Raw genomic sequence first — 12,909 nt, 5'->3', positions numbered from 1 at the left:
CGTGAAATCCCTGCTAACCCGGACAAAAATATGTGTAAAAAGTCCTAGACTTTCTCTTCCTTTTTCACACGGATACCCAAACGCTGCAATTGCTTGCGAACTGGGACGTAAATGATGAGGGCGAACAGAAAATGGATAAATAAATCAGGAATCATATATTGGGCCAACGCCCAATCAAAAGTCTGATGGTTCAACTGGAACAGATGATCAATGGCAAAAAGCATGGAATCCAGCAGAAAACTGCCGATCAGCACAGCTCCCATCATAATAGGCATCGGCGCACGTCGAGCTGTAAATACCAGCCCCAGCAAATAAGCCGACAATCCCATTGCAAAAGAGTAAGGTCCGATAATAAACCCGTAATACACAACGTCATGAATAAGTCCAAAAACGATACCCAGTACCAATGCCGTATGGCGATTATAATACACAGATACAAACAAAATGACGACATACACGAGATTCGGAACCATTCTTGGATGCCAACTATCCGGAAGAAGCCACGGAAGAATCGTTCCTTCAGCTATAAACAGTACAAACAGCAGCAGTATTAAAACCTGACCGCGTATCTTCATTATTCCGGTACCTCAGGAGTGTAAAGAACGAGCAGTTCTTTCCAATCCACGAAGCTGGCCGCGGGTTTGATAATCGCTGTACGTGTTTGTCCGAACTCGCCAACCTGGATTTTTTCTACTGTACCGATCAACAGATTTTTACGGAACTTCCCGCCTGCTCCTGACGTAATGATCTGATCGCCTTTTGCGATTGGATCATTTTCCTCAATGCGAGTCATTTGAAATCTGTTCGTAGCCGGATCATAGCTTTCAATCATACCGAACGAATTATTTTCCTTGCCCAGTGCTGTCGCTGCAATAGCATAAGAATTTGGATTTTTAGGGTCTAATGTAGTCAATAGCGTAACCGTAGAAGTAAAGTTTGCTGTGCGACTAATAACCCCTACAAACCCTTCAAGTGATCTGACTTCCTGACCAACCTTGGCCCCATCCTTTTCACCAATATCAATGACAAGCGTTTTGGAATCATTACTGACACTATTTACCTGTGCAATACGATAATCATATTGATTTTTGGACTTTTGCGTTTGGGTGAATTGCAGTTCTTGCTCAAGCCTGGCGTTTGTCTCTTTCAAGTTAGAAGTCTGAATCTGCTCGGCGGTTAACTGCGCTACGGCAATTTTCAACCGTTCATTTTCACTATAAATACTCCTCATATTCCCGATATCTTCAAAGAAGCCCGCTATTGCTGAAGCGGGCTTATAGAAGATACCTTGCACAAAGCCAATTGAATCTCTTGCGAACTTTTCCGGCCAGGTTAAGGAATTTCTCTGTCCAAGTGTGATCCCCATAAGGGCAATAAACAGAACGATTCCGATCAATAGAACAAATAATCTTTTATTGCCAAACAGCTTAAACAGTTCCTACACCCCCGATTCAACGTTTGGAACGGACGGCGGAACTGCTGCGCGATTTGAACAAATGGATATTTTCCAGCGCTCTGCCTGTACCGATTGCCACGCAATCCAGAGGATTTTCCGCTACGATAACCGGCATCCCGGTTTCAGCCGCCAACAACTTGTCCAAGTTACGCAAAAGTGCTCCGCCACCAGTCAATACGATACCTCTGTCCATAATGTCCGCCGCCAGCTCGGGAGGGCATTTCTCCAGTGTCACTTTGACTGCTTCCACAATTGCATTTACTGTATCAGACAACGCTTCGCTGATTTCATCTGACGTAATCGTAATCGTCTTCGGCAAACCTGTTACCAGATCACGACCACGAATTTCCGACGTCTCCACTTGTTCCAGCGGCATAGCAGAACCGACTTCCATTTTCAACTGTTCCGAAGTCCGCTCACCAATCATCAGATTGTATTGACGCTTCACGTATTGGATGATGGACTCGTCCATTTCATCACCAGCCACACGCACGGAACGGCTCGTCACAATCCCGCCCAGGGAAATAACCGCTACCTCGGTTGTACCTCCGCCGATATCGACAACCATGCTGCCCGTTGGCTCCCACACGGGAAGATCAGCGCCGATTGCAGCCGCAAACGGCTCCTCAATAGTGTAAGCCTCTCTTGCGCCCGCTTGCTTTGTTGCATCTTCAACAGCACGCTGCTCCACCGCAGTAATGCCTGAAGGCACACAAACCATCACATTGGGATGACGCGGAAACAAAGAACGTTGGGCTTGCGCCTGACGGATAAAATATTTGATCATCGTTGCTGTCGTATCAAAATCCGCAATAACGCCATCCTTCATCGGACGGATCGCACGGATATTCCCCGGTGTGCGACCAATCATTTTTTTTGCAGATTCACCAACCGCTTCAATGGTTTTTGTGTCTGTACGCAAAGCGACTACAGAAGGTTCACGAACCACAATCCCTTTTCCTCTTACGTATACCAGCGTATTTGCCGTCCCCAAGTCAATTCCTAAATCTTTTGTAAAGCTACCCAACATGATGTTAATCTCCTTTTCTCTTCCCTGAAATCTGTTATCCATATATAAACGGTTTATTCAGGCCGGCCTAGCCGGTCGGATTTAAATGTTTGATTTAAATAGTATATTATATCAGACCTTGTTCCTTCAAACTTACGAAGGTTCCGTCCCCGATCACGATATGATCGAGTACGTCGATGCCCACGATGTTGCCCGCTTCCATCAGGCGACGGGTCAACTGGACATCCTCCGGGCTTGGCTTCGGATCACCGCTCGGATGGTTATGAGCGCAAATAATCGAAGCACTGCTGCATTTGATCGCTGCCCGAAATACTTCACGAGGATGTACTATGGCGGCATTCAGGCTGCCCATGGATAGCGTTTCCTGGGCAATGACATGATTTTTAGTATTCAGGAACAGGCATACAAAATGCTCCTTCTGCAAATAACGAAGCTGCTCAAATAGCAGATCTGCCACGTCCCGCGGGCAACTGATCACCGGGGTCTCCAAATGGCGTGACAATGCCAGCCGTCGTCCAAGTTCGATACCCGCTTTGAGCTGTATCGCCTTGGCATTGCCAATGCCTTTAATCTGGGTCAATTCGGCCAGACTCATATCCACTAGTTGGCGCAAGTTCCCCGCCTTCTGCAAAATACGCTGTGCTAAATGTACCGATGACTCATTTTGTGTTCCCGTACGCAGCAATATTGCCAGCAACTCCGCGTTGCTCAAAGCATCCGCCCCATATGACATCATGCGCTCTCTTGGCCGTTCTTCATGAGGGAGGTCGCGAAGCATCAGTGTTGGCGACTCTGACATATGTTTATCCCCTTTAAGGTTGCAACACGCTCACTCCGAATTCGGATAACATGTCCGACAGCAGGGAAAGCGGCAATCCTACGACGTTAAAATAACAACCCTGAATAGATTCCACCAGCGTAGCACCCAAACCCTGAATGCCGTACGCTCCCGCTTTGTCAGACGGTTCACCCGTATTCACATATGCCACAATTTGCTCATGGCTCAGAGGCTTCATCGTAACCTCTGTTTGGCGATGTCTGACAAGCGTTTTGCCGGTTACGGTATGTAAGCAGGCCACCCCGGTGAATACACGATGGGTTCTTCCCTGCAATGCTGTTAGCATGCGAACCGCGTCCGCATGGTCGGCAGGCTTACCCAGTACCAAACCATCCAGCACGACTATGGTATCACTGCCAATTACCAATCCATCTTCTTCGGACTGTCTGGCAATGTTCACGACCGCTTCGGCTTTGCGTACCGAAAGGGCCTCCACAATTTGCTGAGGCTTCCAGCTCTCAGGCGTGCTTTCATCCGCATGACTCGGCATCACGTCAAAGGGCAGTCTAAGAAATGAAAGCAATTCCTTCCTTCTCGGTGAAGTCGATGCCAGAATAATGCGGGGCGTAATTTTCCCGTCCATAAGGGAAGCTCCTTTTCATCAGTTAGAGCCTGCGGTACAGCCAGAACGCGGCGATGATGCCGATCAGACTCAGCAGGCTCAATTCAAAATTTATCGTTATGTTGTAGCTGATAATATCCAGATCCGCTCTCGGCGACCAGGATATCATAGTGGGATGGGTCAGAAAGGAAAGGAATTTGATCGATTGAAGAGCTTTGGCAATCCATGCACCCAAGAGCCAACCGAACAACAAAAACAGTATAAGCATACCTACATTTTTTTTCATCCTGATCTTCCCTCGCCATTTTTTGACACCTTCATTATTATACGGTGATTTCAACCGCAATACAAACAGAAATCCGGCATGGGGAACTATTTCCAGTTCCTTGCCGGAAAACATTGAGAACTTATTGTTTTATGAATTGTATAAATTCCTTCTCATGCAAAACATATTCCATCATCGAAGACTGAATTTCCCAAATGTGCTCTTTGGCTGTGTTCTTGTTATATTCTCCAAGTGCCGAGACTGCACTGTTCATCGCCTTTTCCAGCGTGGATGCGGAAGCAGCCGCTTCCTTCGGCAGACCGGAGGGAAGAGCAACGATATTTTGCGTCCACTGCTGATGCAGATCGTTCAGTTCCTTCATTTCGGCGGCATTCGCCTTACCTGATCCGCCTGCTTCAAGCAAGGATGAGGAAAGCCCGCTCAGCTTGCCGACCAATGTGCTGCTTAGCTGAAAAAAGGTAGTGAGCTTTTCACCTTCGCCCCCATAAGCTGCTTTTTCGAATCCAGGTAGTTGGAGCTCACGGACATACAGCTCGACTCCTTGTGTTTTCAGTTGATTGCTGAGCAGCTTGGCCTGTTCCCTGTCCGGCGATATCCCTGCATAGACTCGGTTCTGATCCTCGGTGTCCCCACCGGCGGCAATGCCTGCCTTCAACAGCTCTTCCTTTGCTTGCAAAGCCCGTTCAGGGGTGCTGAATACTCCGTATTGCAGCAGGTAATAGGTTTGCGGAGGGACCTGAGCCGATACAACTGTGACAGGAGCAGAATTCTCTTTTACAGATGGTATATCTGTACTAACAGATTCTTTAAAGACCGGTATAGCCTCCTCTGTTGACGGATCTGATCCCGGGACAGCTCCACCTCCGTTAAAAAGCAGCAACATGATATATCCAAACATCCCCCCGGTCATCAACGCACTGGCTACTGAGCCAATCAGCTTCCATCTGGAGGGATGGGGCGGACGCTTTCGGTACTCTTGACTAGAACGATGAGTTTCTTCTTCATCCTCTTCCGTACGATCTGGCAGAAAATCTGTATCTGACCAGGAAGCTGCTGACCGCCCAAACGGATCATCCCATCCTTCCTGCATGATGGGGGCGGGAGCAAAACGCCGCCTCGTACTAGGTCTATTCACGCCCGGAGGCTCGTTAATTCCTGAAATTCGTTCAGTCCCACTGTTTGCACCCATGCCGCTAATTCTTTTCGTTCTTTTATTCTGGTTAGCAGCTTGATGCTGTTTCTCGCTTTCATATCGCTCCGCTTCTTTATTTGTTTCACACTGCTGGCTAGTTATCGGCCCGGTTTTGTACGAAAGCACCTGTAGCTTTTCCTTACGGCTTGTCTCCGGCGTCTGTTGATCGAACCGGAATGTCATTTTTGCCTTGTTCACGGATGCACTCCCTCCTTGTCCCATACTTCCTCTTAGTCTGTTGTATGAGTCAGGAAGAGAAAATATGTCCGGGTATTACAAAAAAGGGTATCCCGAAGACACGTTTCGTGTTCGGAATACCCTTGATGGTTGTATTTCATCGGCGTAACGCCTTATGCATGCTTGTTACACTTGCTGTTCGCGCAGATGACGTGCTAGCGCGTCGCCCGCTTTCCAGATATCTCCCGCGCCCATGGTCAGTACAAGATCGCCCGGCTGAAGACGATCCTTCAACTCGTCGATAACAGCTTCCTTGGTTGGCAGATAGATGGCATTCGCGTTGCTGTTCTGGACGATTAAATCCACGAGTCTGGAAGAATGCACACCTTCAATTTGTTTTTCTCCCGCTGGAGAATAAATGTCGGTAATAATGACTTCGTTCGCCTCGCTGAAAGCACGACTGAACGCATCCAGCAGGAAAAAAGTACGACTGTAGCGTTGCGGCTGGAACACGGCAATAATACGCTTGCCAGTCACTGTAGCTGCACTGATCGTAGCCTCAATCTCTGTTGGATGATGGGCATAGTCATCAATAACAAGAATGTCATTGCTTTCGCCCAGCACCTGAAAACGGCGCTTCGCTCCGTGAAACTCCACAATAGCCGCAGCAATTTGCTCAAAAGGGATGCCTGCTTCCAGGCAAGAAATCACACTAGCCATAGCGTTGTACAGATTATGTTTACCCGGTACAGACAATTCGATGGTTCCAAGCGCCGTTCCTTTGCGGTTCATGGTAAAGCTCAATCGACGATCGCCCAACTGGATATCCGTTGCCGTATAATCTGCTTCATGCTCGACTCCATAGGTAATGACTCGAGTCTGAATCTGAGGCAGCATTTCCCGTACGTTCTGATCATCAGCACATACGATAGCCGCGCCATTCGGCCGGATTTGACTCAAGAACTGTACATAGGCACTTTTCAGACGATTAAAGTCGCCATCATAATTTTCCAAATGGTCGGCTTCAATGTTGGTCACGATACCTTGCCAAGGATGATATTGCAGAAAAGAGCCATCGCTCTCATCCGCCTCGGCAACGACAAACTCGCTTTTGCCTGCTTTGGCATTCGTTCCCAAATTCGTGATTTCGCCGCCAATAATGTATGTTGGATCGACATTACATCTCTCCATGACCAGAGCGATCATCGAGGAGGTTGTCGTTTTGCCGTGCGCTCCCGCAACAGCCACTCCCTTACGCTCGTTAAGCAACCGTGCGAGCATCTGAGAACGATGCAGGGTCGGAATATTCAATTCCTCTGCTGCCACTCGCTCCACATTGTCACGGGACAGTGCCGTCGAATAAACGACGATGTCCGCGCCTGTAACGTGCTCAGGCGTGTGCCCGAGGTATATCTTTGCGCCTTTCGCCGCCAGTTTTTCTGTCAGCTCCTGTGATGCCACATCTGAGCCTGTCACGGTATATCCCATCTCCAGCATGACCCGAGCAATCGCGCTCATTCCGTAACCGCCGATACCGATAAAATGAACATGTTCCGAAGTAATCAACAAATTTCACCAACCTTTTTCCGAATCGGTTTGATACATAAGGGTAGCCCGTATATCCGCAATGAGATACAGTGTTCCGGACACCACCCCCAGATCTTCCGCTTCCGTATGTGACTGAAGCAAGCGAAGAGCCTTTTTCCAGTCACCTTCTACAATAATTTTTAAATCCGTTTTGGCATAAGACGGCCGCAGCTTCTCCACGAGATGAGCCAGTTCAGCGGCATTCATTTTGCGGCGGAAATCGGGCTCGGTCAGGATAAGCGTATCCACTAGTGGCAGTATATGCTGCAAGTATGCTTCATGATGCTTGTTTGACAGCATACCCATCATTAAAACCATTTTTCGGTACGAATACAGTTGGGGAAGACTCTTTGCCAGCGTCTGCGCCCCTTCTGGATTATGAGCACCGTCAATAACAATTCGCGGCGAACTGCTGACCTGTTCCAGACGGCCTGCCCAGGCTGCTTCTCTAAAGCCCTCTAGCAGTTCAGCATCATCCAGCACAAAAGCCATATACTGACGAAGCACCTCAAGTGTCATCAAAGCTCCTGCCGCATTAGCACATTGGTGCTCGCCTAACAACGTGATGCCGATTTCCATGTGTCGGAAGGGTCCCGCAAACGAAAAAGTCTGCCCTGTTTCGTTCCCATTCAGCCGTTCATACGTAAACTGTTCTTCTGCCAGGTACAGGGTAGCTCCCTGCTTTGCCGCCGTTTCCCGTATAACCTGAATAGCCTCTGGCTGAGATACACAGCTAACAACAGGTACACCTGGCTTGATAATTCCAGCCTTTTCGCCTGCAATCTGCTCGAGTGTATCTCCCAAAATATCCGTATGGTCATAGCCTACATTGGTAATGACCGAGACGATAGGACTCACAATATTAGTTACATCCATCCTTCCCCCGAGGCCCGTCTCCCATACCACAACATCTGGAAAAGTCACCGTGGCATAATATAAAATAGCCAACGCTGTCGATACCTCGAACATCGTGGGTGATCCCAAATCACTGGCCGCGATTTCCTTAACCAACGGATACAAACGATTGGCAAGCAAGACCAGTGTATCATCGGGAATATCTGTCCCATTGAATTGGAATCGGTTCGTAAACCGGGTGATATACGGAGACGTAAAGGTTCCCACATCATAACCGCATTTCAGCAAGACAGAGGTTAAGAAAGCACAGGTTGAGCCCTTGCCATTGGTTCCCGCAATATGCACAAATTTAAGATGCCGTTGCGGATCACCCAACATGCTCATTAGCTGCTCAATCCGTTCCAGTCCGGGTCTGATTCCGAACGGAATCAAACCATTAATCCATTCCACTGCTTCATCATAGCTTTGTAAAGGAGCTGCTCCCCCGCCCCTGATCGTATCTGACATCCTCTTCACCTTCAGGTCATTTTATAGTTAGTGGAATTATCCCTTGAGTTCTTCGATCCGTGCGATAACTTTGGATCGTTTATCCGAATAATCGGCTTGCTTGGCCTTCTCTTCCTCGATGACTTTGGCTGGTGCCTTCGCCACGAAGCCTTGGTTGGACAGCTTTTTCTCCACACGCTCCACTTCACTGTTCAAATGCTGAAGCTCTTTTTCCAGTCTGCTAATTTCCTGGGCAATATCAAGCAGCCCAGCTAATGGCAGGTATAGCTCTGCTCCGCTGACTACAGAAGTCATGGCTTTATCTGGAACAGAGAGCTCCAATCCCACGTCGAATTCAGACGTATTACAGAATCGGCGTACATATACCCCATTGCGGTTAATGATATCGAGAACGGCTTGATCGCCGGGTTTTACGAGCAATTCGATCTTTTTACTCATCGGTACGTTCACTTCAGCGCGGATATTCCGAACTGCGCGAATCACGTCGATCAGCAAGTTCATTTCAGCTACCGCATCTTTGTCCTCGAAAGCCGAATCGTAAACAGGCCAAGCGGCCAGTGTAATCGTTTCGCCTTCATGCGGGAGATGCTGCCATATTTCCTCGGAGATAAACGGCATGAACGGATGAAGCATACGCAGTGTCCGATCCAGCACATACGCCAGTACGGACTGTGTTTTCTTTTTCGCCTCAACGTTCTCCCCATACAGGGAAAGCTTCGCAAACTCGATGTACCAGTCGCACAAGTCATCCCAAATAAAGTTATACAGAAGGCGGCCTGTCTCGCCAAATTCATAAGTATCTATTAGACGCGTGATGTCGCGTGAAGTTTCGTTCAAACGATGCAGGATCCAGCGGTCAGCTGTGCTCAAATCACCAGTAATGTCGATATCCGCCGCAGTAACTCCTTCCAGATTCATCAGCGCAAAGCGTGACGCATTCCAGATTTTATTGGCAAAGTTACGTGCCTGCTCTACCCGTTCCCAACGGAAACGAAGGTCCTGTCCAGGCGTGCTGCCTGTAGAAACCATGTAACGCATGGCGTCCGTACCGTATTTGTCGATTACGTCGAGCGGATCTACACCATTGCCGAGGGATTTGGACATTTTCTTTCCATCCGCATCACGAACCAGCCCGTGCATCAACACATCCTTGAACGGGATTTCCTCTGTGAACTCCAGCGCGGTAAAGATCATCCGCGACACCCAGAAATAAATAATGTCATAGCCTGTAACCAAGACATTGGTCGGGTAGTAGCGTTTGAGATCCTCAGTCTGTTCAGGCCAGCCCAGTGTCGAAAACGGCCACAAGGCAGAGCTGAACCATGTATCCAGCACGTCCTCATCCTGTTTCAGCTTTCTGCCAGCATATTCAGGCAAGGTTGTAGGGTCCTCCACCGATACAATAACCTCACCGGTTTCTTCATCGTACCAAGCCGGAATACGATGTCCCCACCACAATTGACGGGAAATACACCAGTCACGCACATTTTCAATCCAATGCAGATAAGTACGCTCAAAGCGATCCGGGACAAAGTTTACGCCATTGCCAGCCTTCTGCACTTCTATCGCTTTGGCTGCCAGAGGCTTCATTTCCACGAACCATTGTGTAGACAGATAAGGTTCTACAACCACACCTGTACGCTCGCTGTGGCCTACCTGGTGCACATGCTCTTCAATACGGATGAGTACGCCCTGCTCTTTCAGATCAGCGACGATTTGCTTACGGCAATCGCTGCGATCAAGACCCTGATATTTGCCTGCTTCGGCGTTCATCGTACCTGTTTCGTCCATAACGGTAATCTGTGGCAACTGGTGACGTTGTCCCATTTCAAAGTCGTTCGGATCATGAGCTGGCGTAATTTTAACAGCACCGCTACCAAAATCTTTATCTACATAGTCGTCCGCAATGATCGGAATTTCCCGCCCGATAATCGGAAGCACGAGTGTTTTGCCGATCATATGCTTGTACCGTTCATCCTCAGGATGTACGGCTACCGCTGTATCGCCCAGCATGGTTTCAGGACGCGTAGTGGCTACAGTGATAATCCCGCTGCCATCTTGAAGCGGATATTGCAGGTGATACAGATTTCCGTTTACCTCTTTGTATTCCACTTCAATATCTGACAGAGCCGTACGTGCAGCAGGGTCCCAGTTAATGATGCGTTTACCGCGATAAATCAGGCCCTTCTTGTACAACTTGACGAATACTTCGCGAACGGCTTGAGACAGCCCTTCATCTAGCGTAAAACGCTCACGCGAATAATCAAGAGAAAAACCCATTTTTTCCCATTGATTATGAATATTGTCCAGGTAGAGATCCTTCCATTCCCAAACCTTCTCCAAAAATTTCTCACGTCCCAGATCGTAGCGCGTCAAGCCTTCCTCACGCAGCTTCTGCTCTACCTTCGTCTGGGTAGCAATGCCCGCATGGTCTGCCCCTGGCAGCCACAATGCGTCATAGCCCTGCATCCGCTTGGTGCGGATAATAATGTCCTGCAAAGTAAAATCAAGAGCATGTCCAATGTGCAGCATGCCTGTAACATTCGGTGGTGGAATAACGATTGTAAAAGGTTCTGCCTCTGGAAGTCGCCCAGCGCGGAAATACCCCTTCTCCATCCACGTTTTGTACCACTTTTTCTCTGCTGATTTTGGATCGTACGTTGTCGGCATTTCCAAGGTTGTCTTGTTGTCTTGTTCTGACATATCAGGATACCTCCATGATTTTTCAATTGGCAAATAAAAAAAGCCCTTCATCCTCAAAGGACGAAAGGCTGTTCTCTCGCGGTACCACCTTTGTTTCACCCCTAGTGTATGTATCCACTGATCCATTACACATGGTGTGACACTTATGCAGATAACGGCTGCGGACCGGCCTTATTCTACCGTGAACCTCGTACCTTCCGTTGGGATTAAATGAGGGACCGTTCAAACAGGCGACTCCCGGGTGACTTCGGCCAGTAGCTTCCTGTGGAACCTCACAGCGCTGCAATTCCACTCTCTGAAGGGCTTGCTGCCTACTCTTCCCGATCTCAGTCTTTCAATAGCTATACCACATCATACATTTCCCATTGATTATAGTCAACACCCGTAGCTCATTTTCCAATGACCGGATTAAGGGATGTACAATACCTGCCCTTCTTCTACATGATGCTCTCCCAGCCTGTTATACAGTTGCAGTTCCCGTGTGCTGAGTTGATAGCGATCAGCGATCGTTTCCAGTGTATCTTCACGCTGAACGATGCATAATCGGACCTTACGGAAAGGTGTTTCATCCTGTGTATGGAAAAAAAGGTTTTTCCATTTGGCATCCTCACGCTCTTCTTGGGCTTTCTGCGCCTGACCCTGCGGTTCATGCTCCAGTTGCTGCTGGAATTCCGCTTCCTTCACCGAACGACTGGATTGGAGCAATGATGAGTAGACCACCGGGTCCGGCTCGCCTGCTTTTTCGTCCTTTTTGCTGTTCAGTGCCACGCGCATCTCCGGCTTATCGTCGGCAACAGTGCCATGGAACACAGCTTCCAACTGCGGCTCCAGATAGATCTCCGACTCCGTCGCGGGATGCGGTTCAGCCAGCAAAGGATCATAGACCCCATCGGGAGCTGTGGAGGATATTTTCGGCTCATTTCCCGGCCAAGCTTCCTCTTGCTGAAATCCCCATACTTCTGGTGTCTCATGCTCGTGCTTTACCTCGGAAGTGCTATCTTCAACAGCTTTACCCGCCCAAGGATCATAGATCCGGTTCGGGTCTACAGCAGGCTCATAACCTTGCTGTTCCGATGATGACTTCTGCTCCCCATACTCTTGCGATGGCTGTTCCCAGGAAGCGTACTCTTGCTGAGCTGGCACCCTGTATGAAGATTCAGACTCCGTCGCGTGATCGGATACAGAATTCTGAGTGGCATAAGTTTTTTCCTGACGCTGCTCTCCATTCGTGGAAAAGGGGTGAGCGGGATGTTCAGGTGCGTGCACCACCGTAAATTCCTCATCCAGCCAAACCGCTGTCTCCTCCGCATGGGAGCTTTCCACCCCGTGCAGGGAAAGAACACCTGTAATATTCAGACTACGTAATGACAGCAGGTCCACATCAAAATTCTCAATCTCGACTGAGATGTCTTCCAGTCTTCCTACCCGATTCAGTGGAATCGTAATTTCCACAGGGATCAAATGATGAAGCTCGTTCGTTACCTGTTCAGGTGTGCGGTACACGCCCTCCAGCAGCAAATGCCCTCGCAAAGCGGCATGGTCGCCGTGGGTTACAACCTGAATGCGTGGCAGAAGCTCAATTCCCTCCAACTCAGCAATCCCGGCAGCTTCCTCCGTCAAATGAATGCGTTCATAAATATCAAAACGCAAGCCTTGCGGCTGATCATTCTGTTGTTTGTTCAAGGATGGCATCCTCCTTTGGGCAGCCTCCGCACA

11 protein-coding genes are annotated in these 12,909 nt (G+C 48.8%); all 11 read right to left on the bottom strand.

Annotation, left to right across the window (positions count from 1 at the left end; translation table 11 throughout):
* Nucleotides 1-44 precede the first annotated feature (44 nt).
* Nucleotides 45-575, bottom strand: a complete 531-nt coding sequence (mreD, locus tag ACWGOO_RS19100; RefSeq protein ID WP_452485993.1) for a rod shape-determining protein MreD — start codon at nt 573-575, stop codon at nt 45-47.
* Complete coding sequence (gene mreC / locus ACWGOO_RS19095; protein WP_452485991.1) at nt 575-1,396, bottom strand: rod shape-determining protein MreC; 822 nt, start codon at nt 1,394-1,396, stop codon at nt 575-577. The genes mreD and mreC overlap by 1 nt, the downstream gene beginning before the upstream one ends.
* A gap of 55 nt (nt 1,397-1,451) precedes the next feature.
* On the bottom strand, nt 1,452-2,486 hold the full coding sequence (locus ACWGOO_RS19090) for a rod shape-determining protein (RefSeq protein ID WP_452485989.1): 1,035 nt from the start codon (nt 2,484-2,486) through the stop codon (nt 1,452-1,454).
* A 106-nt stretch (nt 2,487-2,592) separates the two neighbouring features.
* A complete protein-coding gene (gene radC, locus ACWGOO_RS19085; RefSeq protein ID WP_452485987.1) occupies nt 2,593-3,285 on the bottom strand; it encodes a RadC family protein in 693 nt (230 codons plus the stop codon).
* A 13-nt stretch (nt 3,286-3,298) separates the two neighbouring features.
* Nucleotides 3,299-3,907 carry a Maf family protein gene (locus ACWGOO_RS19080; protein ID WP_452485985.1) on the bottom strand — a complete coding sequence of 203 codons (609 nt, stop codon included), beginning with the start codon at nt 3,905-3,907 and terminating at the stop codon, nt 3,299-3,301.
* A gap of 22 nt (nt 3,908-3,929) precedes the next feature.
* A complete protein-coding gene (locus ACWGOO_RS19075) occupies nt 3,930-4,172 on the bottom strand; it encodes a DUF4321 domain-containing protein (RefSeq protein ID WP_452485983.1) in 243 nt (80 codons plus the stop codon).
* Nucleotides 4,173-4,293: 121 nt separating this feature from the next.
* A complete protein-coding gene (locus tag ACWGOO_RS19070) occupies nt 4,294-5,562 on the bottom strand; it encodes an SPOR domain-containing protein (protein ID WP_452485982.1) in 1,269 nt (422 codons plus the stop codon).
* 165 nt (nt 5,563-5,727) lie between these two features.
* On the bottom strand, nt 5,728-7,107 hold the full coding sequence (gene murC / locus ACWGOO_RS19065; RefSeq protein ID WP_452486024.1) for a UDP-N-acetylmuramate--L-alanine ligase: 1,380 nt from the start codon (nt 7,105-7,107) through the stop codon (nt 5,728-5,730).
* 6 nt (nt 7,108-7,113) lie between these two features.
* Entirely contained in the window at nt 7,114-8,490 is a 1,377-nt protein-coding gene (locus ACWGOO_RS19060) for a bifunctional folylpolyglutamate synthase/dihydrofolate synthase (protein ID WP_452485980.1), read from the bottom strand.
* A 36-nt stretch (nt 8,491-8,526) separates the two neighbouring features.
* On the bottom strand, nt 8,527-11,193 hold the full coding sequence (locus tag ACWGOO_RS19055) for a valine--tRNA ligase (protein ID WP_452485978.1): 2,667 nt from the start codon (nt 11,191-11,193) through the stop codon (nt 8,527-8,529).
* 408 nt (nt 11,194-11,601) lie between these two features.
* Nucleotides 11,602-12,876 carry a LysM peptidoglycan-binding domain-containing protein gene (locus tag ACWGOO_RS19050; RefSeq protein WP_452485976.1) on the bottom strand — a complete coding sequence of 425 codons (1,275 nt, stop codon included), beginning with the start codon at nt 12,874-12,876 and terminating at the stop codon, nt 11,602-11,604.
* Nucleotides 12,877-12,909 lie beyond the last annotated feature (33 nt).

This window comes from Paenibacillus sp. NPDC055715 (assembly GCF_053617595.1).
This window is presented reverse-complemented; position numbering and strand designations above follow the sequence as displayed.

Coding starts and splice junctions, on each gene's coding strand:
- ACWGOO_RS19060 (WP_452485980.1), bottom strand. CDS start 8,490: ATGTCAGATACGATCAGGGGCGGGGGAGCAGCTCCTTTACAAAGCTAT.
- ACWGOO_RS19055 (WP_452485978.1), bottom strand. CDS start 11,193: ATGTCAGAACAAGACAACAAGACAACCTTGGAAATGCCGACAACGTAC.
- mreD (WP_452485993.1), bottom strand. CDS start 575: ATGAAGATACGCGGTCAGGTTTTAATACTGCTGCTGTTTGTACTGTTT.
- ACWGOO_RS19090 (WP_452485989.1), bottom strand. CDS start 2,486: ATGTTGGGTAGCTTTACAAAAGATTTAGGAATTGACTTGGGGACGGCA.
- radC (WP_452485987.1), bottom strand. CDS start 3,285: ATGTCAGAGTCGCCAACACTGATGCTTCGCGACCTCCCTCATGAAGAA.
- ACWGOO_RS19075 (WP_452485983.1), bottom strand. CDS start 4,172: ATGAAAAAAAATGTAGGTATGCTTATACTGTTTTTGTTGTTCGGTTGG.
- ACWGOO_RS19080 (WP_452485985.1), bottom strand. CDS start 3,907: ATGGACGGGAAAATTACGCCCCGCATTATTCTGGCATCGACTTCACCG.